This is a genomic window from Paraburkholderia dipogonis (assembly GCF_042680985.1).
Lineage (GTDB): Bacteria > Pseudomonadota > Gammaproteobacteria > Burkholderiales > Burkholderiaceae > Paraburkholderia > Paraburkholderia phytofirmans.
This window is the reverse complement of the sequence record NZ_JBHUFR010000006.1, coordinates 267539-289776: the sequence shown is the minus strand read 5'-3', so window position 1 is coordinate 289776 and position 22238 is coordinate 267539. Positions and strand designations below refer to the sequence as shown.

Here is a 22238-nt window from a genome sequence, read left to right as displayed (position 1 = left end):
GCTGCTGGTTCCCGATCTGTGCTGGCCGCGAAGCAAGATTGGCCGAATCGCGATAAAGTACAAACCAGTTGCGTCTGTCAAGGGCATGACTTCGATGCGCAACGTCTGTTCCGGTCTCGAGTTCACGCCACCGCCCGTTGCGAACAAACTACATCGATTCAGGTGGCCGTCCACGCTTATGAAACGCTTTCTTTCGTCTGTACTCCTTGCTCTGGCAGCCGCCGCGTTGCCGCTCGCCAGTTACGCCACCGCGCTCGACGCGCCGCTCGCCTGCAATGAAAGCGGCCATCAGTTCATTGCCGACCTTGCGGACCAACAGCTGATCGACCCGAAGCCCACGCGTGTGGAGAGCAACTCGATCAACGCCTTCTCGCCGACCTCCGGCGCGAATCTGACGGCATACGGCTTTCGGGTGTTCGCGGTGGTCGGCTACGAAAAAGACGACCCCATGTTCCGTGTCGGCGACGGCGAACCGGTCGCGCGATCGGCCTACGGCGTCGTGGTGTTCGGTAGCGAGGCCAAAGTGCGGAACGCGATGGCCGGCACCGGCAGCACGGCGATCGTGCACCACGTGGCGCCGCTGATTACGGCGATTTTTTGCAAGCGGAGTTGAGGCGGCACGACCGAGCGCAGGGCTCGTTGGAATGGCCAATGGGCAGATAGGAAGACGAGTTCTTACGCGTTATGATTGCCGCAGATGGATTTTCCGGGGCCCGAAAGGGCGTCTATCTGCCTCCTCGTCAAACAGGATCCAGCCGTGCTGGTTACGTCGGCTCACGCCGATCAAGCGCACCCGCGAAGTTATGAGGCCCCCTTGTGGGGCCTCACCTGTTTTCGAGGCTGGAATCGGCGAGTTATTCACGGATGCCACATCGGCTAACGGCGGTTGAAACTCGGATCGCGAATCGACTCGCCCCTCAATCACTGCATACGCCGGCCGAAGGGGAAACCGCAAATTATCGCGAGATTCCCCCTCGCTGACTCCTCAGCCGGATGGCCTAAGACAGGCGAGTTCGACTTGTGCGCCTTACAACTTGATCCCCGCCGGATCCGCTGTCAGATACCCCACCGTCGCCCCGAAGCGGTCCTTATAGTTCGCTCGCACGAGCGGATCGAGCGTCGATTTGATCTTGTCGTGCAACGGACTTTCCCAATCGCCGACGTGCTGAAAGTTGCTCATCACGTAAGTCCAGCCGTTGATTTCATCAACCGCGTGCAGGCCCGTCGATTCCGCGCCGGCCGGGCACGAGAGCACGCGCGCGAGCGTCTTCGTGTCGACGTTGTACGCCCACAGGAAGTTGTTCACGTGCATGCCGCTGTCCTCGCCGATAAAGAGCGTGCGCAGTTTCTCCGAGAACTTGAGGTTGTCCGGGTTGGCAATGCGCTCGGGATTCGCCGTGTTGCCGAGCGCGTCGGCCGTCGACAGATCCTCTCCAACCAGCGCCGCGGGCGCGGCCATGTCCACCGGCACCCATTCGCTGTCGATCGCGGCGCCGCTGCGGTCGCGCTGGCCGCCCTTCATGTTCAGCGCGTAGACCGCGCCGGCGCTGATCGTCTTGTCGACGGCCACGTCGGTGGATGCAGCGTTGCCGCGCACCATCGACTTCTCGATACGCGACATTGCCGAATACAGCACCTTGTCCTTGATATTGACCGTCGTGCCTTCGAGTTTCGTGAAGCCCATGCTGCCGCCGGCCAGCGCCGCATACCGATGCGTCTCGAGGAAGGTTGCCGCCTGCGTCATGCCGGGCTTGACGCGCACCCAGTTGAACGTGCCGTTGTAGTTGATCTTCGTGTAGGCCGGATCGAGCGGGTCTTTTGTCGCGACGTCCATGATGTCGCTGGCGCGCAGCTGATTGGCGAGCGCCTCGATTTCGTCGCTGCTCGCGTGGCCCAGCTTGATCCACGACAGCGTTGCCGCGCCCGCACCGCTCGCCGACACCTGCGTCCACTTCGCGACGTACAGCGTGCCCGCCGACAGATCGGCTTCGCGATCCGCGATGAACATGAACAGGCCGCCGTTGGTCGCGTCGTCGCCCATCAGGACAGTGCGCTTGTCTGGCATCACCTGAATCAGTTCGTGCGAGATGCGGCCGAGGCAGTAGTGCTTTTTGATCGTGCCAGTGCCGTCCGGATTCACGGTGACTTCCGGCAGATGCCCGTAGTGATACGGGTTCGCGGTGGTTTCATCGCCATACAAACTGCGGCTGAAGCCCTTGAACTGGCTGTTGCTGGCGATCGTCGTTGCATCCGGCTCGTACTCTTCACTCGACAGATGCGTGTTCCACGGCGACAGGCTCGCGCCGCAGGTAATCCACAAACCATGGGCTTTCGACGTATCGACGTTCGAGTAGCCCGCCAACGTGAGCTTGCCGGTGGCCGGGTCCTGGTCGAGCGTGAGCACGGCAATCGGCGACGGCAGTTGGCCGTACATCGAGACCAGACTCTGATCGCGCGTGGTGTATTCGAATTGCACGACGGCGAACACCGCGTTGCCCTTGAGGCCCTTCACGGTGGGATTGTCGAGGCGGATCAGCGAACTGCCGTCCGGGCAATCCGAGTAAAACTGACGCTCCTTGCCCGCCACCGATTTATCGACGATCGGCTGGTTGTTGATGTCGAAGTAGCCGCCGGCAAGAATCGTCCCGCCCTTCACGTTCGGCACGCTGTCGCCGGTGACGAAGAACGGCTGGTACGCCAGCTTGAACGCGCGGCTGCTGCCGTCGCTCAGTTGCACAGTCAAGGTCGAGCCGACCGTGGTCTTCGCCATGGCCGCCGGGTCGGCCAGCGTCGGCGCGGCCATGCTGACGAACGCTGCGGAGACAAAGTTGGCGACCGGTTTGACGGGCGTCGCCAGCTCGTCGCTGCCGCCGCAAGCAGTCAGCATCGAGGCCGTGGCGAGTCCGCCGAGCGGCAGCATCGGCGCGCCCACGAGAAGTTTCAAGGCCTTGCGGCGGGAAAGGTCGAGCGGCTCTGCCATGTTGTCGTGATCCAGTGTTTGGGTAGCGTGGGTGAATGCACAGCGGGCACGCACTCAGACCCAAACCACATGGTTCACGCTCGCGCCGCTATGACGCGAGGATTCTATGAAGTGAATATGAAAGTATATTGACAGCAATTAGTAATTTAATGCCCAAACCTTTGAGAGACAACGTCTGCCAGCCCCGGAGCCTGTTGCTGGGCGCAGCGGCACAGTCCTCTAACCCGGACGACGAAACTCGTTCTCGACCCACGCCGCCGCGCTCGCCTTGCTGAGTTTGAAGTTAGGCGCAACCTGCACTTGCGCGAGCTGCTCGCCGAATGTATCGAGCGCGGTCAGCAATGCATAGGGCTCATCTTCGTCGGGAACGATGTCGAGCGTGATGTCGAGTTCGTCGTTGCCGTCCGCGCTCGCCACCCGCACTTCTTTATGCAGCTGCGCGCGCAGTTGTTGCTCATGGCGACGCAGCACTTCCGACGCCGTCTTCACCAGCGTGTTGAACGCCGACGTGTCCAGCGGCTTCGGATCCTTCTTGTTGCGGCCCATGGTCCACGGACCGACGAGCGCGGGTTCCGCTTCGCCGTCCTTGATCATGGCGACGGCCCAGCCTTCGTCGTCTTCATTCTTGATGACGCGCGCGGTCCAGCCATCGTCGCGCCACAGACGCGCTTCATGCACGGTTTCGCCCAGTTCGGACGCGCCTTCCGTCGTGAGATCTTCAGCGGTGTCGGACGATGGAAGGGGTAGATCGGTCATTGCAGGTTCACTCACGTTCGCAGGGGCGGAAACACATCTCAAGCGCGCAATTCTACCCGCCTCGTACACAGCGGATACGGCCCTCTGACGAACGGACAAGACGCGGCGAGCGCATCGACAATCGAAATAATCTATTTGCTCGTTTGCGGTGACTTATAAACCGGCTATTAAAAATTGCATAAAAAAACGCGGCCCGAAGGCCACGTATAAAGATGAAAAAGACACCCTTGGTCAGAGGGCAAGGCGAATTGTAAAACCGTAATTCATTGAGATAGAACCAATGAATTGAAAGAGTGCATTGCGTGAAACAGAATAAAATGGTGAGATATCTCGAAATAACGCCATCCCTTACCGACAATGGCTTGCGGCGAGTCGTCGCGGTCAAGCAACATCGCCTGGTTGAAATGGCATCCATGAATCCATAGAGGCATGGATTTTTTCTTTATCTATCCACACTTAGACAATTCTCCATTCGTCATTACGGATTTGAAAATGGATTGTTGTGCCATTTGCAATTAAATACGCGAATAGCAGGAAATACACTGCGCAGCGGATCGTCAGCCCGCCAGCACAATTGGCGGTGATCACTGCAGCACGATTCCCATGCACGTTTCGGAGTTATCTAACCATGAAAAAAACCCTCATCGCAGCAGGTCTCTTCAGCGCGGTTGCCATCAGCGCCCATGCCCAGAGCAGCGTGACCTTGTACGGCACGCTGGACGCCGGCCTCGTCTACTCGAACAACCAGGGCGGCCATAGCAACTGGCAACAAGGCAGCGGCTCAGTGTCGAACACCTACTTCGGCCTGCGCGGCAGCGAAGACCTCGGCGGCGGCCTGCATGCGATCTTCACGTTGGAGAACGGCTTCAACCTGAACAACGGGCAGAACACGGAAAGCAACACGATGTTCAACCGTCAGGCCTTCGTCGGTCTGAAGAGCGATCAGTACGGTGCGCTGACGCTCGGCCGCCAATACGACTCCGTGGTCGACTACCTCGCGCCGCTGTCGGAAGCAGGCGCCGGCTACGGCAACAACCTGGCGGCTCACCCGCTCGATAACGACAACCTCGACAACTCGTTCTCGATCAAGAACGCCGTCAAGTACACGAGCGCGAATTACGCGGGCCTGAAGTTCGGCGGTCTGTATGGATTCAGCAACTCGGCCGGCGATTTCTCCAACAACCGCGCGTGGAGCGTCGGCGCTTCGTACGACAACGGTCCGTTGAGCGTTGCCGCCGCGTACCTGCAACTGAACCAGTCGGGCAGTTCGAACCTGAGCGGCGCGGTGTCGCAAGGCGACGGCACCGCGGCGGTCGCGGCCAATCTGCAGCGCACGTATGGTGCGGGCATCAATTACACGTACGGCCCGGCAACGGTCGGCTTCGTCTACACGCATACGCAACTCGACGGTATCACCGGGGTGGACGTCGGCGGCACGACGCTGCCTGGCGTCGCCGGCACCAACCTGCACCTGGACAACTACGAAGTGAACGGCCGCTATGCGCTGACGCCGGCCCTCAGCCTCGCGGCGTCGTACACGTTCACCGACGGCAAGATGTCCGGCTCGAACGGCTCGGGGGATCCGAAGTGGCACACGGTATCGCTGCAAGGCGACTACTCGCTGAGCAAGCGCACCGATGTGTACGTAGAAGGCGTGTATCAGCATGCCTCGGGCGAACTTGGCAACTTTGGTTCGAACGTCGCGGCGATCAACACGCTCGCACCTTCGTCGACCGGCAATCAGGTGGCGGCGGCAGTCGGCTTGCGTCACCGCTTCTAAGTATTTTCAGCTGAACACCGCGAAGCGAATGGTTCGACTCGCTTCGCGGACAACCCGCGCGTGACACGATCACATCGCGGGCTCTCGTGGCCTTTACGTTTGGACACAATGCCGACGGCCGCGGATAGTGACGACGCGTGCACCCGATGGGTATACTGAGTCCGGCTGCCTTCCTTGCCGCAACGCTGCAACGTTGCGATGTCGTTGCGGTTGAACGGCGGCTTCGTCGCGAAGCATGACGTCGCGCTCTATCGCGTTGCGCTTCGCCCGCGCCCCAAGTTCCCGCGTACGACCGGGGACGCCGACGATCGGACCATGAAAAGACTTCTCCTGCTTGCTCCCGCTGCCGCCGCGCTCGCCGCCCTCGCCGGCTGCGGCTCTTCCAGCGGCCCCGCCCGCGACGCGTCCCTGCCGATGATATACGTGTCCTCGCAACACGCCCCCGCCTATATCGCCAACTGCCTCGAAAGCCGTTTGTCACGTGTGCGCATGTCACACGTCGGCAGCGCGACGGAGATAGCCGTCGGCTCCGATTCGAACAACTCGTATTTCGTGACGCTGACGCCGTCGAACGCCGGCTCCGTCATCAAGGTCATGCATCCCGCGAACGCGCCGGACGATCCGCCGGAACCGGAAATGCGTTTCGATATCGCACGCTGCGCGACCTGAGCTTCGGTCACACGCTTGCGATCCGAAGGCCACGCCGGCGCGCGAATTTTTTAACTCGCGTGCCGGCTATTTTTTTATCCGCGCATCTGCGAACATAGCCGCCCCTTGTTCCTGAAGCGGCGCTCTGCCGCGAGTTTCGATGGCATCCAGCAAAGCACATCACGCTACCGGTTTTGCGGCCGGCGTCATCGCGGCGGCGATCGTCGCGCGCGTCGGCGGCGGCGGTTCGTTTCATGTCGGCGTGTTGTTGAGTTTCGTCGCTGGCGTGATCGGGAGCACGGCGCCGGACTGGCTGGAAGTCGCGTGGTGGTCGCGCGCGCGGCGTCTGTGGATCACGCATCGCACGCTGACGCATTGGGGTGTGGGATGGCTCGCGCTACTCGCGGTGTCATATCACTGGCTCGGGCATTCCGTCTATGCCGCGCCGGCGTTCGGATTCGCCTGCGGCGGCCTGATGCATCTGTTTGCCGATTGGCCGAATCCATTAGGCGTGCCATGGATTGCCGGCCGGCACTCGTTGAACCTTTGGAATAGCGGGCACTGCGATCTGATCGTGGTGGCGGCTTCGTGGGCGGCGGCGTGGTTTATCGGGCAGCACGTCTGGTTGCACGGCGTGCATGGCGCGGCCTTGCTCCAGCATTTGCGGATCGGCTGAGGCTGTGCTTGAGGCTGCAGCTCAGCGCAGCGCCGCCGCGTAGTTCGCGGGCGTCACGCCGAGCAGGCGCACGAACGCGCGCGTCATATGACTCTGATCGGCAAAGCCCGCTGCGGCAGCCGCATCGGCAGGCGTCGCGCCCCGCGCGATCCATTGTCTCGCGAGCGCCACGCGACGCTGCATCCTGTAAGCGTGCGGTGGCAGTCCAATTTCATGCGCGAAGCCGCGCAACAACTGGAAACGACTCATGCCGGAGTCGGCGGCGAGATCGGCCAGCGTGAGCGGAGAAGAAGGGTCGTCGTCGATGCGTGCCTTCGCTCGCGCAATGGGACCCAATGCAGCGGTCGACCATGAGCGTGTTGGCCGTGTCGCATGAACGCGCACGAGGTGCCCGAATAGTTCGAGCAATGCCTCCTCGCGAGCCAGATCGTCCGGCATGAGAGGCGCTTCCACCGCGACGGTGAACAGCCGCTCGAACAAGCGCTTCAGCAAAGGATCGTGCGCCACCGGCTGCGTGAGTTCGATCTCGTGCGCCGCCGCGCCGGTCAGTTCGCTCGCGGCGGTGACGAGCATCGACGGTTCGAAATACAGCATGCGCCACGCGCGCCCGCGCTCGTCGAGCGGACTGCCGTCGTGGACTTCACCGGGATTGACCATGATCGCGTCGTTGGCGCGCGCTTCGACGAGCCCACGCCCGCTCGCCGACCGATGCCCGCCGCTGACGATCACGCCGACGCCGAAGCGGTCGTGCGAATGGCGCGGAAACGCATGCGCCGTTTCAGCCACCGTCGCTTCGACGCCGCCAATCGCGCAGCGAGGCATGTGGACGCGGCCACGCGGCGTGCTCATCGCCTAGCAGCTAAAAGGATGTGCGCGCGTTGATGCACGCGACGGTTCACAAGCCGAGCCGTGCATCACTGCTGCCGGTTGTCGGCACGCGCGCCTTCGCATGAAGACACACGAGCACGCGCGTACAAAGCCGCGCATCACTGCCGCCCCTCGTCGGCCCGCTCGCCTTCGCGGATCTTGCCTTGCGACACGCTGCTGCCCGGCGGCACGCTGTGCGTGAGCCACACATTTCCGCCGATCACCGAGCCGCGCCCGATCGTCACGCGCCCGAGAATCGTCGCGCCGGCATAGATCACGACATCGTCCTCGACGATCGGATGACGCGCATTGCCCTTGACCAACGTGCCGTCCAGATCCGCGGCGAAACTCTTCGCGCCGAGCGTCACGGCCTGATACACGCGCACGCGTTCGCCGATGATCGCCGTCTCGCCGATCACGACACCCGTGCCGTGGTCGATAAAGAAGCTCGGCCCGATCGTCGCGCCCGGGTGAATGTCGATGCCGGTTGCCGAGTGCGCGATCTCGTTGATAAAACGCGCTAGCAACGGCACACCCAGGCGATGCAGCGCATGCGCGAGGCGATGATGCGTCATCGCCCACACGCCCGGGTAGCAAAGCAGAATTTCGGTGATGTGCTGCGCGGCCGGATCGCCGGTGAACGCCGCCTGAATGTCGCTGACCAGCAACGCGCGAATGCCCGGCAACTGCGTGCCGAATTCACGCGCGACGTCGAATGCGCGCGCCTGCAAATCGACATCCGGTGTCTCACCGAACTCGGGCAAAAAACGCAGGGCGCGGCGAATCTGTTCCGCGAGCAGCCGTAGCGTGCTTTCAAGCGTATGGCCGACGTAATAGTCGACGGTCTCGTCAGTCAGATCGGGCGCGCCGTAATGCGTGGGAAACAGCGCCGCGCGCAGGCCGGCGACGATGTTGATCACCGCTTCGCGCGACGGCAACTCGCGAATGCCGAGCGGATGCCGCGTGCGATGCAATTGTTCACGCGACGCGCGCAAGTCGGCGACGATCTGTTCGAGGCCCCAGTTCTGGGTAGGCACGTTAGGCATAAAAGGACAGCGCCGCGCGGGAGCACGGTTCGAAGTGATTATGCCGAGAGATTACCGCGTTTTGCCGCGGCTCGCGCAGCCCCGCTCGACGGCGGAGCACGCGCGGTATGACTAGCCGCCGGAGCGTTCAGATGGTCACGCTGCTCGCGTCGATCCAGCGCACCGCCCAATCGCGCGCATGGGCAATCGCGGCCGCTTCCTCACGAAAGCGCAAGTCGGTGGGGAAAAAACGGTTGGCGACCAGTTCGCCGTCGCTTGAGCGGGAGATAACTACGTAAGGTTGCCACGTGCCATCCACCGCGCGCGCGGGCGCGCAATTTAACAAATAGCCGCGATGTGTGAATGCAGCATCGAAGTGCATGTGTCACCCGCCCTGACGGCCCCGTAAAATGTTTTGAGTGGCGCGCAGACGGTGCTACCGGCCATCAAGAAATAGCCGGACCGAATGTCTTCCAATTTAACCGCGCTTCGCTCGTCGGAGTAAGATCATACTCTGTAGAAAATACGCGTCCATTAAAAAAATCGAAAAGAAACGCGGACGCAATCGCCAGCCGAATACCTCACTCGCAACTGCGCATGCGACTGCGGACAAAGCGCAGCAAGAACAGGTGAATCAGGGTTTGTGCGAGGCGGAACGGGTTTTGCTGCAGGTCACACCATGTCCTCTTCAAAGGAGAATGCATGATGAACAGCGATATCAACAAGCCAGCAGACGCGACGCAACCAGCGCCCACGAGCCGCGCGAACACCGCGGAATTGCACAACGACCGCACCCACGACAGCACCGTCGACACCGACGGCAAAAACCTCGAAGCCGCGCGCATAGCGGGCCACAGCCCCATCTCGCCCGACGAAATCACCACCAGCAATGCAACTCTCACGAACAGCGTGCCCGAGTCGCTCGACGGCATGGCCGGCTTCGACAGCCGGGTTGGCGGCAGTCATCTGCTGCTCGCGCTCGAGCCGGGCTACACCGTGATCGACAAAGGCATGGTCGCGCCGCAAGGTGCGTATTCGGCGGATCATCAGTACGACGACCCACGGCCGGTCGGCAGCCGTCAGGACCGCGGCCGCATTCATTACGCCCTTAATCATTTGCGCCCTACCAGGCTGATCGAATTACATCGGGTGAAATAAACATTCGCGCGATGTTCGCATTTGCTTGCGCGTTTGAATTCTCGCGCGAGCCCTAATTAATCCGTGTATTGCGAAGCGCGCACCGTTTGATTCGCGGTGCGCGCTTTTACTTCGATTAGAAACTCAGGGTTGCAGGACCTGCACGCCGACAAGGCTATTTCCTTCTGACAAACATCGGCAGAATCGACTGCACATCAACCCTCAATGGAGCAGTAGATGAAAAAGATCGTCGTGATCGGCGCCACCGGCACGCTGGGCCAGGCGGTGAGCGCGGAACTGAAGGCGCGCCATGAAGTGATCGAAGTGGGCGCGACACGCGGGCAATACCAGGTCGACAGCACCGACCCGGCGAGCGTCGAGCGGCTCTTTCGCGAGATCGGCAAAGTGGATGGCGTCGTCACCGCGACCGGCAAGGTGCATTTCGGTCCGCTGCCCGAGATGAGCATCGAGCAGTTCTGGGTCGGCCTGCGCGACAAGCTGATGGGCCAGATCAACGTGGTGCTCGCGGGTCAGCAATACGTGAACGACGGCGGCTCGTTCACGTTGACAAGCGGCATCCTCGCCGAAGAACCGATTCTGCAGGGCGCGAGCGCGACCACCGTCAATCTGGCACTGGAAGGTTTCGTGCGCGGCGCGGCGATCGAATTGCCGCGCGGCATTCGCATCAACCTGGTCAGCCCGACCGTGCTCACCGAAGCGATGGACGCTTATGCGCCCTACTTCCGCGGCTTCGAACCGGTGACTGCGCAGCGCGCGGCGATGGCCTATTCGCGCAGCGTGGAAGGCGCGCAGACTGGCCGCGTGTATCGCGTCGGCTATTGAAGTGAAGGATTCACGCGATGCGGCTACTGAGCCGCATCGCGCCCTGTTCCTACGTTATCGGCGCGCTGCAAGGGCCGCGTAACGCTCTCGACGGGGCTCGTCGACTCAGTGAATCTCCGGCTCGCCCGTATCGTTCGCGACGTCCGCATCCGCAGCGGATTGCGCGCCGCCGCGTTGCAGGAAATCGAAATCGCAACCTTGATTCGCCTGCATCACATGCACCTGATGCATCGCGCCGTAGCCGCGCGTGAAACGCGGCGCCGGCCTGACCCACGCAGCTTTGCGGCGCGCGAGTTCATCATCCGTCACCAGCAGGTTGAGTTTGCGTCGCGGCACGTCGAGCTCGATCATGTCGCCACTCTCGACCAACGCAAACGGTCCGCCGATGAACGACTCCGGCGCGACGTGCAGCACGCACGCGCCGTAACTCGTCCCGCTCATCCGCGCATCCGATATGCGCACCATGTCGCGCACGCCTTTCTGCAGCAATTTTCGCGGGATGGGTAATTGCCCCCATTCAGGCATCCCCGGCGCGCCGACCGGTCCCGCATGCTGGAGCACGATCACACTGTTCTCGTCGATGTCGAGCGCGTCGTCGTCGATGCGCGCGGCCATGTCGTTGTAGTCCTTGAACACCACCGCGCGGCCGGTATGCACGAGCAGATGCGGTTCGGCGGCGCCGGGCTTGATCACGGCGCCGTCGGGCGCGATGTTGCCGCGTAGCACCGCGAGCCCGCTGTTGGGCAGCAGCGGCTTGTCACGCCGGCGGATCACATCGTCGTTGAAAATCTCCGCGCCTTCGAGATTCTCACCGAGCGTGCGGCCGTTAACGGTTTTCTGCGAGCGGTCGATCAGCTCGCCCAATTCGGCGAGCAAGGCGCGCAAACCGCCCGCATAGAAAAAGTCCTCCATCAGATATGCACCGGTCGGACGAACGTTCGCCAACACCGGCGTGCGGCGCGAGATGTCGTCGTAGCGATCGAGCGTCAACTCGATGCCGGCGCGGCGCGCAAGCGCGATCATGTGCACGATGGCGTTGGTCGAACCGGACAGCGCGAGGCAGGTGGTCACGGCGTTATCGACGGAACCTGCCGTGAGCAGGTCGGACGGTTTGAGGTCCTCCCACACCATTTCGACGATACGCAAGCCGGTTTTCGCCGCCATCTGCGCATGACGGGAATCCACTGAGGGAATCGACGCGAAACCGGGCAGCGTGAAGCCGAGCGCTTCGGCCGCGCTCGTCATGGTCGACGCGGTGCCCATGGTCATGCAGTGCCCCGGCGAGCGCGCAATGCCGCCTTCGATGCCTTGCCAGTCGTCCTGCGTGATCGTGCCCGCGCGCAATTCGGCCCAGTATTTCCAGACGTCGGAACCGGAGCCGAGCGTCACGCCGTTCCAGTTCCCGCGCAGCATCGGGCCGGCGGGCAGGAAAATCGCCGGCAAGTCCATTGAGATCGCGCCCATCAGCAAAGCGGGCGTGGTCTTGTCGCAACCGCCCATCAGCACGACGCCGTCGGCGGGATAGGAGCGCAACGTCTCCTCGGCCTCCATGGCGAGGAAGTTGCGATACAGCATCGTGGTGGGCTTCTGGAACGGCTCGGAGAGCGTCTGGACCGGCAGTTCGACCGGAAAGCCGCCGGCCTGCCAGATGCCGCGCTTCACTTCTTCGACACGCTGCTTGAAGTGCGTATGACAAGCGTTGATCTCGCTCCACGTGTTGAGAATCGCGATGACCGGTTTGCCGGCGTATTCCTCGCGGTCATAGCCCATTTGCGCGGTGCGCGAACGGTGGCCAAACGAGCGCAGATCGTTCACGCCGTACCAGCGGTGGCTGCGCAGTTCTTCGGGTTTCTTTCGCTTCGTCAACGTCTGCTCCACGATGTCTTTCGCCATGCCGCAAGAGCGGCTTATGTCCGGGCGCAGTCAGCGCTTCTGTTCCTTCACGCGCGACACGATTTGCGTCGGGCTCACGAATTGCAGTGCGATCAGTACCCAGATCAGCGTGATCGCCATGTAGATCATCGCCATCGCATCGATCGATTGCGGCGCGCGCACGCCGGTTGAAAAAACAGCGTAGTACAGCGCGACCACGAGCGTTTGCGTCGCGGGGCCCGCGGTGAAAAAAGTCAGCTCGAACATGCCGATGGTGCGCACCAGCACCAGCAAGCCCGCCGCCAGCATGCCGGGCACGAGCAACGGCAGCAGCACATAGCGGAAATAGCGAAACGTGTTGGCGCCGAAAATACGCGCCGCCGCTTCGAGATTCGGATCGATCTGTTCAATGAAGGGCGTCATCACGAGAATCACGAACGGCAACGCCGGCACGAGGTTGGCCAGAATCACGCCGCTCAGCGTGCCGGCGAGGCCGACCTTGTACATCACCGTCGCCATGGGGATGCCGTACGTGACGGGCGGCACCATCAGCGGCAACAGGAAGATCAGCATCGCGATGCGCTTGCCGGGAAATTGCACGCGCGCGAGCGCATAAGCCGCGGGCACGCCGAGCAGGACTGACAGCAGCACGACTGCGCCGACCACTTCGACGGTTACCCACAACACACTCGCCAACTGGAAATCGCTCCACGCCTGTGCATACCAATGCAGCGTGAAGCCTTGCGGCAACAAGGTGCCGAACCAGCGCGTCGCGATCGAATTGACCGCGACGGTCGCGATCAGCAGCACCACGTTGACGAGGAAGAACACCATCGCGCCCCACACCAGCACGCGCCAGATGCGGCCGGGCAAGCCGGTGCGCTGTCGGGTGTGACCGGTGCGCTTTTCTGGCTCGCGCGCGCCGTCGTCGTGATCGTTCGATGTGGACGCGGACCACGAAGGCCGCGCCGCGCGATGATCGGTCGTCATCAGCCTTTGCCTCCGGTGGCCGGACCGCTGTAGAAGAAGCGGCGCGCGCCGAGCAGCGCGGCAACCACCAGCAGCTGCACGAAGCCCATTACCATCGCGATCGCGGATGCCAGCGAATAGTCATAGCTTTCGAACGCGGCCTCGGCGGCGGCGATCGACATCACGCGCGTTGGCCCGGCGGCCGCGCCGAGCAGCACCGCGGATGGAAACACCGAAAACGCCTGAACGAACGACAGACAAGCCGCCATCGTCAGCCCCGGCACCAGCAGCGGCACGTAGATGCGGCGAAACTGCTGCCACGGACTCGCGCCGAGCGTCGCCGCGGCGGCGGCGAGCGTCGGATCGATGCCCGTCACGTACGAGAGCGTCAACAGAAACGCAAACGGAAAACCCGACACGATCAGCGAGATCAGCACGCCCCAGAAGTTATGCGTGAGGCGTACTTCGCGCGAATAGAGATGCAGGCCCTGCAATGCTTGCGGAAACCAGCCGTTCGGGCCGAAGTACGTGAGCATGCCGTCGGCGATCAACACAGTGCCGAGGGTGACGGGAATCACCAGCAGCGTCGTGACGAACTTCTGATGGCGCGAGTAGCGACGCAGCGCGAACGCCACCGGCACGGAGACGCCGACGTTGATCAGCGTGGCCGGCACCGAGAGCTTGAGCGTGACGAAAATCGTCGGCCACATCGACGTGTCGGTGAAGAAGGCCAGATAGTTGGCCCAGAGGCCGCCGCCGTTCATCGGCCGGAACGACAGCATCAGACCGTACGCGAATGGATAGATGAACAGCGCGACGATGAAGAGCAACGCCGGGGCGACGAGCCACGCCTTGGCATCGCGCGGAACGAGCGGCGGCGACAGTGTGGGCGTGTTCATGCGGCCTCCGCGTCGTAAACGAGCGTGCGCGACGGCGGCACGCGCAGGCTGATGCGCTCGCCTTCTTCGAATTCTCCGCCGACGCGCGCCCAGATATCGCCAAAGGCGCTCTTCACGCGCAGCAGCGAATCGCGGCCGCCATATTCGACGGTCGTCACCAACGCATCGAAGGCATTCTCCGCGCCGGGTGCGGCGCGCTCCATGTCCTCGGGACGCAGCGCGACGCTCACGCGTTTGCTGTTGAAGCCGGCCATTGGCGTGCCGAGCAGACGCACACCGTTCGCGCTCACCAGCACGCCTTCGCCTTGCGTGCCTTCGAGTTCGAACTCGGCCACATTGCGATAGCCCATGAAGCGCGCGACATGCAGATTCTGCGGCCGCGTGTAGACCTCTTTCGGCGTGGCGACCTGCTGCACCACGCCTTCCCTCATCACGACGATGCGATCCGCCATGGACAGCGCTTCGTCCTGATCGTGCGTCACGTAGAGCGTCGCGCGTTCGAGCTGGCTATGAATGCGGCGAATCTCCGCGCGCATTTCAATGCGCAGCTTGGTGTCGAGATTCGACAGCGGTTCGTCCATCAGGATCAGCGGCGGCTCGATCACGATCGCGCGCGCAATCGCGACGCGTTGCTGCTGGCCGCCGGAAAGTTGGCCCGGCAGTTTGCGCTCGTGCCCGACGAGTTGCACGAGTTGCAACGCTTCGCGCACCCGGCGCACGGCTTCGCTCTTGCCAATGCCGCGCATTTTCAAACCGAAGCCGACGTTGTCGAGCACGCTCATGTGCGGGAACAGCGCGTAGTTCTGAAACACCATGCCGAAACCGCGCTTCTCCGGCGGCAGCACGTCGATGCGTTGGTCGTCGAGCCAGATGCCGCCGCTCGTCAACGGCTGCAATCCGGCGATGCAATTGAGCGCCGTCGATTTGCCGCAACCGGACGGCCCCAGCAATGCGATGAACTCGCCACGCTGGATGGTCAAATCGAGTCCACGCAGTGCCGCGATCGCCTGGCCTTCCGCATTCGTGAAACTGCGGCTCACCGAGTCGAGCCGCAACTGCTCAAAGTGATGCTTCATGGCGATTTCCTGATACGCGCGATGCGTGCGCCGTCATCGATCACGTGGGGATCAAGACGGCTTGCGTGCGTGCACGGCCGGTGCGGAGGCTACTTGGTCTTCTGCGCACCGATCTCGGTGTCCCATTTCTTGAAAGCCGCGACCATCGCCGCGGCATTCAACGGCAATACGTGCGGACGCTCGGCCAGCAGCTTCGCGTACTCAGGGCGGCCATATTTCTTCAGCACGTCCTGGCTGTGCGCGGGCGCCTGCTCGACGCTCACGCCCTTGATCGCCGGACCGGGATAGAAGTAACCGTCGTCATAGGTCATGGCCTGCTGCGCCGGCTCGAGCATGAAGTTCATCAGCTTGTAGAGCACGTCGAGTTTTTCCTTCGGCACGCCTTTCGGGATCACCATGTAGTGCGCGTCGTTCACCCACGTCATGTTGCCGAAGGCCTGCACGCGGAATTCAGCCGGCACGATACCGAGCGCGCGCGGATTGATGTCCCAGCCCGTCACGGTCACGGTCATGTCTCGCGTACCTTCGCCGAGCTCCTTCATCACCGCCGACGTGCCGCCCGGATAGTAAGGAATGCAATCGTTCAGTTGCTTGAGAAAGGCCCACGTCTTGTCCCAGCCGTGAATCGGATCCTGCGGATCCTTGTCGCCAAGCACGTACGGCAAGCCCATCAGGAACGTGCGGCCCGGACCGGAATTCGCCGGCCGTGCATAGATCAGTTTGTCCGGATGCGCCTTGCACCATTGCAGCAATTGCTCGGGTGTCTTCGGCGGGTCGCTGACTTTGGCGGGGTTGTATTCGAGCAGCGGGCCGGCAGGCATATACGCCACTTCGAGCCCGTAGCCTTGCGCGAGATCCTGCATCTTGCGCGGACCCGGCGCGTATTTGTCGAGCACGCCCGGGAACGCCGCCGCGTTCTCGGGCAGCAGCTTCATCCATAGACCCTGTTCGATGCCCGCGGCGAGCGCGTCGGTGCCGGTCAGTACGAGATCGATATCGGAGCGGCCTGCGGCCTGCATCGCCTTGATTTTGCCGGGCAGTTGCGGCGCGGGCGCATTCGTGAACGTGAGACTGGCGACGAGGTTCGGGTACTTCGCCTTGAAGGCCTCGAAGCCCTTTTGCGTGAGTTGAAGGTCGCCGGCCACGTCGACGATATTGAGCGTGACCGGGTCGGCCGCGTGCGCGGCGGATGCGAAAGCGGCGCTCGCCACGAGACATACGGACACCAGCCTGAGCGCCAACCTGTCTGAAACAGTCATTGCGTCTCCTCGCTTCTTGGTATGGAAATCCGCCGGTCGAATGCGCTGCGGGCGGTGTCTTACTACCAATGGAACATAGCGAAGCGGGACAGCTGATGTCAAGCAAATGCTCGTCGCGGCAACGGGCTCGCGAAAACCGCGGTTTTCGGGGTGAATCCTTGCCGCTCAATGGCTTGCGCGCTGCATCCAAGGGCAAACCCGAAGCTGTGCATGACCTCTGACGACAACTTGTCAGGCAACTAGCCGCCTTGCGCGCCCTGGGTGTTCACGTAGAGCGAATAGAGTCCGTGGCTTGCCGCCATGAACAGCCGGTTGCGATGCCGCCCGCCGAAGCACACGTTCGCGCAGCGCTCCGGCAATGCAATGTGGCCGAGCGGCTCGCCTTGCGACGTGAAGACGCGCACGCCGTCGAGTTCGTCGGTGCCCATGCCCCAGCCGCACCACAGATTGCCGTGGATGTCGACGCGAAAGCCGTCCGGCGTGCCCGGGCCCGCGTCGATCAACACGCGGTTGTTCGACAGCGCCCCGCCGGTGCCTTCGACGTCGAATGCACGGATCTTGCGGCGCGGCTCGCCGCGCGATTCGACGATGTACAACACCGACTCGTCCGGTGAGAACGCCAGACCGTTGGGGCCGAGCACGTCGTCCGCGACGACGGTGACTTCGCCGGATTGGTCGTCGATGCGGTACACGCACGCCGGCAATTCCGACTCCTGCCGCTCGCCCTCATAGAAGCCGTCGATGCCGAAGGTCGGATCGCTGAACCAGATCGAGCCGTCCGATTTCACGACCACGTCGTTCGGCGAATTGAAGTGCTTGCCGCGATAGCGGTCGGCGAGCACGGTGATCGATCCGTCGTATTCGGTGCGCGTGACGCGGCGCGTCAGATGTTCGCAGCTGACGAGGCGGCCCTGACGGTCGCGCGTATGGCCGTTGGCATTGTTCGACGACTGACGAAACGTCGACACCGTACCGCTTGGCTCGTCCCAGCGCAGGATGCGGTCGTTCGGAATGTCGCTCCACAGCAGATAGCGGCCGTCGCCGAACCAGACCGGGCCCTCGGACCAGCGCGCGCCCTGATACAGGCACTCGACGGACGCGGAAGCCAGGATCAACGGTTTGAAGCGCGGGTCGAGCACGCGGATGGAAGGGTCTGGATAGCGTCGAGTGTTGTCGGTCATGCTGGCGTTGAGGGTCGAGGTGGGGGTTGGCTTGCGCGAATTCACGCTCCTACGCGAGCGGCACCCGAGCGGCGTGCTCGATCTTCGCACGACGCTCGGGCGGCGTCGAACGGAGTCGTCGCGCAAGGTTTCGAGCGGCAGGAAGGCGTCGTAAAGACGTTGCAACGTCTCGGTGATCGCGCGCGAGCGGCGGCACAGCCATGATCGAGCTGCCGACTCGCCGTCGCGGATCGGGGGTTTCGTTCATGATGGATCACACCGCAAGCGGAGCGCTCACGGTAGCACTGGATCCAGAATGTCGTCAAACAACTTGGCGCCGAGCCCAGCTTGACGAATTCTTCGCGTGGATCACGAACGGCGCAAACTACGCGACGCCTCTTTTGTATGACAATAGCGCGTGGGCACTGACATTTATCTCGCCATCGCCGCGCTGCATGCGAAAGACATTATCGGCAAACAGTGCGATTTTGACTGAAATTTTGGCAGCGACCGTTAATTAGAATGTTTTCGCAATAATGTTGCCTAAGAATGGCATCAAAACGACTACTACGAGAAAATTACCCACATAGACGACCGGTGATTGTTAATTTGATCAGAAAATCAGTTACAAAGAGCGATTCATTCGCATTCTCACCGAATCACCGTCGCTGGCATATTGTTAGAAATCAGTTCTCGCTCTGCGAAATAAATTTTGGTGATAGATTATGAAAGTAAAAACCCACCGGATGGAATGCCGTACCGCAATTCACCGCGACGGGATGCCCGAGAGCCTGAGAGAGTAAAAATTGTCGCTACATTTTATCGAGCAGATGGCACCGCTACTGAACGCCGCCGACGAAGCGGAATGGTTCGGTGCAATCGCGGGCCTTGCCGAGACGTGGGGCTTCGACAAGCTTTTGATCGCCATGCTGCCGCGCCCGACCATTCGCCTGGAAGACGCTTACGTGCGCAGCACGTACTCACCCACCTGGCGGCGTACGTATGATGAGCAGGGACTGGTTCACATCGATCCGACCGTTGCGCATTGCGCGACGCGCGCCACGCCGCTGATCTGGTCGCCGGATATTTTCAAGACCGCGCCGCAGCTTTCCATGTACGAGGAAGCCCGCGCGCACGGATTGCGCTCCGGTATAACACTGCCGATTCACGGGCCCAACCAGGAAGCCGGCATGATGTGCTTCGTCAATGACAACAATCCCAACGACGAATTCTGGCGTCATATCAACGTGGCATTGCCGAACCTGGTGTTATTGCGCGACCTGGTAATCGACACCAGTCAGCGCCATTTGAATACGCACGCTCAGACCTTACTGCCCAAGCTAACGCCGCGCGAACGCGAATGCCTGAAATGGACCGCACGCGGCAAATCCACGTGGGAAATCTCCCACATCCTGAACTGTTCGGAAGCCGTGGTGAACTTCCACATGAAGAACATCAGGACGAAATTCGGTGTGAATTCGCGGCGTGCGGCGGCCGTAATTGCAGCGCAACTCGGGCTTATTGACCCGGGTTGAGCAAGGCGGCGGCGTCGCGGCTGTACAGCACGCGCTCGGCGCGGCCCAGATCGGCGTCGGACACGGTTTTGGTGAAGTACAGACCCAGCAGGATCGAGACCGGCGCCGGGATTTCCGCACCGGATTCGAACCGGCTGCCGCGCGACTGCGTCACGCCAAAGCGCGCCCAGAAACGGCGTTGGCTTTCTTTTTTCTTCTTGCGATAAGCAATGATCAGAACCCGGTCCACCGCCGTGGAAGGCTCCGCCGGACGGGTCTGAAGGCCGGTTTGCGGTTGCCAATGATTTTCGATGAGTTCCATTTTTCGGTCCTGTCGGTTGAGTGCAGTGCTTGTCTCGAATTCTGCGTTACCCGATAAGCATGCACACCTATCCAGGTAGGTAGGTGGCGGAAACATTCAAAATGCATAAGTTTTCTTGCGTATTGGGTACCCCAACACGTTCAGGAGAACGTCATGCAAACAGCAATCCGGATTGGAATGCGTCAGGAATTCGACAACGCGGACATTAACGAGATGTATCGCCTGCGGGCGCGAGTATTTCATGGGCGGCTCGGGTGGGATATTCCGACCATCGCGGGCATGGAGATCGACGGCTATGACGCGCTCGGGCCGCACTACATGCTGATCCAGGCCGACAACGGGCAAGTGCGCGGCTGTTGGCGCCTGATGCCGACCGAGGGCCCCAACATGCTGAAGGACACCTTCCCGCAGTTGCTGCATGGCGCGGCCGCGCCGGTTGGGCGGCACATCTGGGAATTGAGCCGGTTCGCGATCGAGACCAGCGGCGAGGAGCAGTCGTTCGGCTTTGCTGACCTCACCATGCAGGCGATCCACGAACTGGTGACGTTCGCCGACCAGATGGGCATCACGCGGTATGTCACCGTGACCACCACGCCGATCGAGCGGCTGCTGCGCAAAACCGGTATCGACATCAGCCGGCTCGGGTCGCCATTGCAGATCGGTGTGGAGCGAGCGGTGGCGCTAGATATCGCCGTGAGTCCGAAGACTCGCACTGCGCTGTTCGGACCGATGGCCGTTGCTGCGTAGCTCTCGCCTGTCCGCCCGCTAGTTGCAGCCTGCCTGCTGCCTGGCTGTTAGCCGGCGGCCGGTTCGCTGCCGCGACAGTGGCGATTCGACGCCGCATCAGCCGGCCTTGGAATCGCACTTGCCCGCTAGCACGGCAGCTCGCCGCAGCCTTCGCGCGCGACGAGGCGACCAAGGCGGCAGATCAGGAGCCGAACATCCGCTCGAGCGCGTTCTCGAGATGCGCTCGCATGGCGTTCGCCGCGCCTGGCGCATCCTTGCGGCGGATCGCGTCGAGCACAGCCCTGTGCTCCTCCTGCACGAGCCGCTGCCGCGCCACCGTCTTCACCAGCGAAAGATTCCGCGAAAGGTTCATGCTGAACAGGATCTGCTCCTCGATGAACGACATAACCGTGATGAAAAAAGGGTTCTTCGACGCGCGCGCCACCGCCAGGTGGAACATAAAGTCGTCTTTCGCGCCGATCCCTTGCGTCTCGATGATCCCCTCCAGTTGGTCCCATGCGTGCTGGATGGCGGCGATGTCGTCGGCATCGGCTTTGAGCGCCGCCTGCTCCGCGGCGCCCGCTTCGTTCACGATGCGAAACTCATAGCAGCGACGGATATCGGACAGCGTTTCGAGCGGCGCGAAGCGGCGCACGTCCGGGTCCGGCCGGCGCGCGACCGTCGTACCCGAGCCGTGCCGGGTCATGATGATGCCGTCCGCCCGCAAGCGCGCCAAGGCTTCGCGGACCGTCGGCCTGGACGTCGCGAAACGCTCGGCCAGCGCATGCTCGGTCGGCAAGCGCTCACCTTCCTTGTACTCGCCTTCGACAATGCGGTTGAGAATGTCGCCGTAGATCTTGTCGGGCAAGCCCGTCGTTTTGCGCTCGTTCATCAGCGGACTGAAGCAGCTTGTCTGAGTAGGTTGTAATTGTAAGGCAAACCTTCCTTTGTCCCAGTCGTGGATATGCCTTGCGAATGGGCGCGAAATCCCGTCAACGCTTGCCCACAGGCGCTCGCCGAACTTGACAACACCGTCGAAAAATTTGACAAGAGTTTGATTTACATCCAGGTCCAGCGCATGTTTTTCGGCGATCATTCAGGCTTACATCAGCGATGATCGTCATTGCGCCCAGCCGGTTGGAAACAACTGCGGCATCCGGATCCTTCAGACGCGGAGTCGATATGTACACACGCATTCTTGTAGCGGTCGACGGCAGCAACACCTCCCGCCGTGCATTCGAAGCAGCGCTCGCGCTCGCCAAAGCCAGCGGCGCGGTTTTGCAGCCGTTATATGTCGTCGAGAACACACCAATGTATTTCGAAGCGCCCGGCTATGACCCGTCCGTCTTGCGCAATCGTCTCGTCGAAGAGGGCAAGGAACTCGGCGCCGAATTCGCCAAGGCCATGGCCGAGCAAGGCGTGAAAGGCGAGCTTGTGGTGAGCGACGCTTCCACGATCGACGATGTTTCGGTCGTCGTGCTCAAAGCCGCGGCCGACTTCAACGCCGACCTGCTGGTCATGGGCACGCACGGGCGACGCGGTTTTCAGCGCCTGATTCTCGGCAGCGTCGCCGAGCGCTGCGTGCGGCAGGCGAGCCTGCCCGTGTTGCTCATTCCGTCCGCCGCGGGGAAGTCCGGTAACGCGGACTGATGAGCGCCGCACTGGTGCGCAATGCGCTTGACTGTCGTATCGCCCGCGCGTGCGCTCGTTCTGCAAAAAGCGAGCTTCA

At 62.1% G+C, this 22238-nt stretch carries 24 protein-coding genes; 11 read left to right on the top strand and 13 right to left on the bottom strand.

The genetic code is table 11. The features are described 5' to 3' along the window. The first annotated feature begins 178 nt into the window (after nucleotides 1-178). Nucleotides 179-613: a hypothetical protein gene (locus ACFSNN_RS05970; protein ID WP_134460074.1), complete on the top strand. Its 435-nt coding sequence runs from the start codon at nucleotides 179-181 to the stop codon at nucleotides 611-613. 414 nt (nucleotides 614-1027) lie between these two features. On the opposite strand, the gene ACFSNN_RS05965 is transcribed toward ACFSNN_RS05970, so the two are convergent. Beyond that, nucleotides 1028-2980: a PhoX family protein gene (locus ACFSNN_RS05965; RefSeq protein WP_134460077.1), complete on the bottom strand. Its 1953-nt coding sequence runs from the start codon at nucleotides 2978-2980 to the stop codon at nucleotides 1028-1030. Between the two features lie 219 nt (nucleotides 2981-3199). Continuing rightward, on the bottom strand, nucleotides 3200-3736 hold the full coding sequence (locus tag ACFSNN_RS05960; protein ID WP_012426185.1) for a hypothetical protein: 537 nt from the start codon (nucleotides 3734-3736) through the stop codon (nucleotides 3200-3202). Between the two features lie 628 nt (nucleotides 3737-4364). Here ACFSNN_RS05960 and ACFSNN_RS05955 point away from each other — a divergent pair. From ACFSNN_RS05955 to ACFSNN_RS05945, 3 genes are all read left to right on the top strand, one after another. Further along, nucleotides 4365-5516, top strand: coding sequence for a porin (locus ACFSNN_RS05955; RefSeq protein WP_134460080.1), 1152 nt, complete (start codon nucleotides 4365-4367; stop codon nucleotides 5514-5516). Between the two features lie 198 nt (nucleotides 5517-5714). Continuing rightward, nucleotides 5715-6185 carry a hypothetical protein gene (locus ACFSNN_RS05950; protein ID WP_166799316.1) on the top strand — a complete coding sequence of 157 codons (471 nt, stop codon included), beginning with the start codon at nucleotides 5715-5717 and terminating at the stop codon, nucleotides 6183-6185. A 139-nt stretch (nucleotides 6186-6324) separates the two neighbouring features. After that, the gene (locus ACFSNN_RS05945) at nucleotides 6325-6840 is read left to right on the top strand and encodes a metal-dependent hydrolase (protein WP_134460086.1); all 516 of its coding nucleotides are present in this window, start codon (nucleotides 6325-6327) and stop codon (nucleotides 6838-6840) included. A 21-nt stretch (nucleotides 6841-6861) separates the two neighbouring features. Here the strand turns inward: ACFSNN_RS05945 and ACFSNN_RS05940 are convergent, their stop codons facing one another. From ACFSNN_RS05940 to ACFSNN_RS05930, 3 genes are all read right to left on the bottom strand, one after another. Next, the gene (locus tag ACFSNN_RS05940; protein ID WP_134460090.1) at nucleotides 6862-7689 is read right to left on the bottom strand and encodes an AraC family transcriptional regulator; all 828 of its coding nucleotides are present in this window, start codon (nucleotides 7687-7689) and stop codon (nucleotides 6862-6864) included. 137 nt (nucleotides 7690-7826) lie between these two features. Next, nucleotides 7827-8753, bottom strand: coding sequence for a serine O-acetyltransferase EpsC (epsC, locus tag ACFSNN_RS05935; protein ID WP_134460094.1), 927 nt, complete (start codon nucleotides 8751-8753; stop codon nucleotides 7827-7829). 127 nt (nucleotides 8754-8880) lie between these two features. Further along, a complete protein-coding gene (locus ACFSNN_RS05930; RefSeq protein ID WP_012426179.1) occupies nucleotides 8881-9114 on the bottom strand; it encodes a hypothetical protein in 234 nt (77 codons plus the stop codon). 323 nt (nucleotides 9115-9437) lie between these two features. Between ACFSNN_RS05930 and ACFSNN_RS05925 the strand changes: the two genes are divergently transcribed. Together ACFSNN_RS05925 and ACFSNN_RS05920 are read left to right on the top strand one after the other, a co-directional pair. Beyond that, nucleotides 9438-9890: a DUF3005 domain-containing protein gene (locus ACFSNN_RS05925; protein WP_134465479.1), complete on the top strand. Its 453-nt coding sequence runs from the start codon at nucleotides 9438-9440 to the stop codon at nucleotides 9888-9890. A gap of 216 nt (nucleotides 9891-10106) precedes the next feature. Next, nucleotides 10107-10712, top strand: a complete 606-nt coding sequence (locus ACFSNN_RS05920; protein WP_134460097.1) for a short chain dehydrogenase — start codon at nucleotides 10107-10109, stop codon at nucleotides 10710-10712. 105 nt (nucleotides 10713-10817) lie between these two features. Here ACFSNN_RS05920 and araD read toward each other — a convergent pair whose 3' ends face one another. From araD to ACFSNN_RS05890, 6 genes are all read right to left on the bottom strand, one after another. Continuing rightward, the gene (gene araD / locus ACFSNN_RS05915; RefSeq protein ID WP_208949539.1) at nucleotides 10818-12605 is read right to left on the bottom strand and encodes an L-arabinonate dehydratase; all 1788 of its coding nucleotides are present in this window, start codon (nucleotides 12603-12605) and stop codon (nucleotides 10818-10820) included. A gap of 30 nt (nucleotides 12606-12635) precedes the next feature. Then, on the bottom strand, nucleotides 12636-13574 hold the full coding sequence (locus tag ACFSNN_RS05910) for an ABC transporter permease (RefSeq protein ID WP_134460103.1): 939 nt from the start codon (nucleotides 13572-13574) through the stop codon (nucleotides 12636-12638). Continuing rightward, nucleotides 13574-14452: an ABC transporter permease gene (locus tag ACFSNN_RS05905; RefSeq protein ID WP_134460106.1), complete on the bottom strand. Its 879-nt coding sequence runs from the start codon at nucleotides 14450-14452 to the stop codon at nucleotides 13574-13576. The genes ACFSNN_RS05910 and ACFSNN_RS05905 overlap by 1 nt, the downstream gene beginning before the upstream one ends. Then, a complete protein-coding gene (locus ACFSNN_RS05900; protein WP_134460109.1) occupies nucleotides 14449-15528 on the bottom strand; it encodes an ABC transporter ATP-binding protein in 1080 nt (359 codons plus the stop codon). The genes ACFSNN_RS05905 and ACFSNN_RS05900 overlap by 4 nt, the downstream gene beginning before the upstream one ends. Before the next feature lie 89 nt (nucleotides 15529-15617). Next, nucleotides 15618-16787, bottom strand: coding sequence for an ABC transporter substrate-binding protein (locus ACFSNN_RS05895; protein WP_134460112.1), 1170 nt, complete (start codon nucleotides 16785-16787; stop codon nucleotides 15618-15620). A 239-nt stretch (nucleotides 16788-17026) separates the two neighbouring features. Beyond that, a complete protein-coding gene (locus ACFSNN_RS05890) occupies nucleotides 17027-17968 on the bottom strand; it encodes an SMP-30/gluconolactonase/LRE family protein (RefSeq protein WP_134460115.1) in 942 nt (313 codons plus the stop codon). Here ACFSNN_RS05890 and ACFSNN_RS05885 point away from each other — a divergent pair. The 3 genes from ACFSNN_RS05885 (at nucleotide 17967) to ACFSNN_RS05875 (ending at nucleotide 19482) form a co-directional block, all read left to right on the top strand. Then, nucleotides 17967-18122 (top strand): hypothetical protein, encoded by a 156-nt coding sequence (locus tag ACFSNN_RS05885; protein ID WP_166799317.1) that lies wholly within the window; start codon nucleotides 17967-17969, stop codon nucleotides 18120-18122. The genes ACFSNN_RS05890 and ACFSNN_RS05885 overlap by 2 nt on opposite strands. A gap of 46 nt (nucleotides 18123-18168) precedes the next feature. Then, nucleotides 18169-18468, top strand: a complete 300-nt coding sequence (locus ACFSNN_RS05880) for a hypothetical protein (RefSeq protein ID WP_134460117.1) — start codon at nucleotides 18169-18171, stop codon at nucleotides 18466-18468. Between the two features lie 309 nt (nucleotides 18469-18777). After that, the gene (locus ACFSNN_RS05875; protein WP_106300542.1) at nucleotides 18778-19482 is read left to right on the top strand and encodes a helix-turn-helix transcriptional regulator; all 705 of its coding nucleotides are present in this window, start codon (nucleotides 18778-18780) and stop codon (nucleotides 19480-19482) included. Here ACFSNN_RS05875 and ACFSNN_RS05870 read toward each other — a convergent pair. After that, entirely contained in the window at nucleotides 19466-19783 is a 318-nt protein-coding gene (locus tag ACFSNN_RS05870; protein ID WP_134460120.1) for a helix-turn-helix domain-containing protein, read from the bottom strand. The two genes, ACFSNN_RS05875 and ACFSNN_RS05870, sit on opposite strands and share 17 nt — an antisense overlap. Nucleotides 19784-19936: 153 nt before the next feature. Between ACFSNN_RS05870 and ACFSNN_RS05865 the strand changes: the two genes are divergently transcribed. After that, complete coding sequence (locus ACFSNN_RS05865; RefSeq protein WP_134460123.1) at nucleotides 19937-20530, top strand: acyl-homoserine-lactone synthase; 594 nt, start codon at nucleotides 19937-19939, stop codon at nucleotides 20528-20530. A gap of 181 nt (nucleotides 20531-20711) precedes the next feature. Here the strand turns inward: ACFSNN_RS05865 and ACFSNN_RS05860 are convergent, their stop codons facing one another. Then, the gene (locus ACFSNN_RS05860) at nucleotides 20712-21401 is read right to left on the bottom strand and encodes a FadR/GntR family transcriptional regulator (protein WP_134465480.1); all 690 of its coding nucleotides are present in this window, start codon (nucleotides 21399-21401) and stop codon (nucleotides 20712-20714) included. Nucleotides 21402-21691: 290 nt separating this feature from the next. On the opposite strand from ACFSNN_RS05860, the gene ACFSNN_RS05855 reads away from it, so the two are divergent. Next, a complete protein-coding gene (locus ACFSNN_RS05855) occupies nucleotides 21692-22159 on the top strand; it encodes a universal stress protein (protein WP_134460126.1) in 468 nt (155 codons plus the stop codon). The last annotated feature ends 79 nt before the right edge of the window (nucleotides 22160-22238 follow it).

Coding starts and splice junctions, on each gene's coding strand:
- ACFSNN_RS05970 (WP_134460074.1), top strand. CDS start 179: ATGAAACGCTTTCTTTCGTCTGTACTCCTTGCTCTGGCAGCCGCCGCG.
- ACFSNN_RS05965 (WP_134460077.1), bottom strand. CDS start 2,980: ATGGCAGAGCCGCTCGACCTTTCCCGCCGCAAGGCCTTGAAACTTCTC.
- ACFSNN_RS05960 (WP_012426185.1), bottom strand. CDS start 3,736: ATGACCGATCTACCCCTTCCATCGTCCGACACCGCTGAAGATCTCACG.
- ACFSNN_RS05955 (WP_134460080.1), top strand. CDS start 4,365: ATGAAAAAAACCCTCATCGCAGCAGGTCTCTTCAGCGCGGTTGCCATC.
- ACFSNN_RS05950 (WP_166799316.1), top strand. CDS start 5,715: ATGTCGTTGCGGTTGAACGGCGGCTTCGTCGCGAAGCATGACGTCGCG.
- ACFSNN_RS05945 (WP_134460086.1), top strand. CDS start 6,325: ATGGCATCCAGCAAAGCACATCACGCTACCGGTTTTGCGGCCGGCGTC.
- ACFSNN_RS05940 (WP_134460090.1), bottom strand. CDS start 7,689: ATGAGCACGCCGCGTGGCCGCGTCCACATGCCTCGCTGCGCGATTGGC.
- epsC (WP_134460094.1), bottom strand. CDS start 8,753: ATGCCTAACGTGCCTACCCAGAACTGGGGCCTCGAACAGATCGTCGCC.
- ACFSNN_RS05930 (WP_012426179.1), bottom strand. CDS start 9,114: ATGCACTTCGATGCTGCATTCACACATCGCGGCTATTTGTTAAATTGC.
- ACFSNN_RS05925 (WP_134465479.1), top strand. CDS start 9,438: ATGAACAGCGATATCAACAAGCCAGCAGACGCGACGCAACCAGCGCCC.
- ACFSNN_RS05920 (WP_134460097.1), top strand. CDS start 10,107: ATGAAAAAGATCGTCGTGATCGGCGCCACCGGCACGCTGGGCCAGGCG.
- araD (WP_208949539.1), bottom strand. CDS start 12,605: ATGGCGAAAGACATCGTGGAGCAGACGTTGACGAAGCGAAAGAAACCC.
- ACFSNN_RS05910 (WP_134460103.1), bottom strand. CDS start 13,574: ATGACGACCGATCATCGCGCGGCGCGGCCTTCGTGGTCCGCGTCCACA.
- ACFSNN_RS05905 (WP_134460106.1), bottom strand. CDS start 14,452: ATGAACACGCCCACACTGTCGCCGCCGCTCGTTCCGCGCGATGCCAAG.
- ACFSNN_RS05900 (WP_134460109.1), bottom strand. CDS start 15,528: ATGAAGCATCACTTTGAGCAGTTGCGGCTCGACTCGGTGAGCCGCAGT.
- ACFSNN_RS05895 (WP_134460112.1), bottom strand. CDS start 16,787: ATGACTGTTTCAGACAGGTTGGCGCTCAGGCTGGTGTCCGTATGTCTC.
- ACFSNN_RS05885 (WP_166799317.1), top strand. CDS start 17,967: ATGCTGGCGTTGAGGGTCGAGGTGGGGGTTGGCTTGCGCGAATTCACG.
- ACFSNN_RS05890 (WP_134460115.1), bottom strand. CDS start 17,968: ATGACCGACAACACTCGACGCTATCCAGACCCTTCCATCCGCGTGCTC.
- ACFSNN_RS05880 (WP_134460117.1), top strand. CDS start 18,169: ATGATCGAGCTGCCGACTCGCCGTCGCGGATCGGGGGTTTCGTTCATG.
- ACFSNN_RS05875 (WP_106300542.1), top strand. CDS start 18,778: ATGGCACCGCTACTGAACGCCGCCGACGAAGCGGAATGGTTCGGTGCA.
- ACFSNN_RS05870 (WP_134460120.1), bottom strand. CDS start 19,783: ATGGAACTCATCGAAAATCATTGGCAACCGCAAACCGGCCTTCAGACC.
- ACFSNN_RS05865 (WP_134460123.1), top strand. CDS start 19,937: ATGCAAACAGCAATCCGGATTGGAATGCGTCAGGAATTCGACAACGCG.
- ACFSNN_RS05860 (WP_134465480.1), bottom strand. CDS start 21,401: ATGAACGAGCGCAAAACGACGGGCTTGCCCGACAAGATCTACGGCGAC.
- ACFSNN_RS05855 (WP_134460126.1), top strand. CDS start 21,692: ATGTACACACGCATTCTTGTAGCGGTCGACGGCAGCAACACCTCCCGC.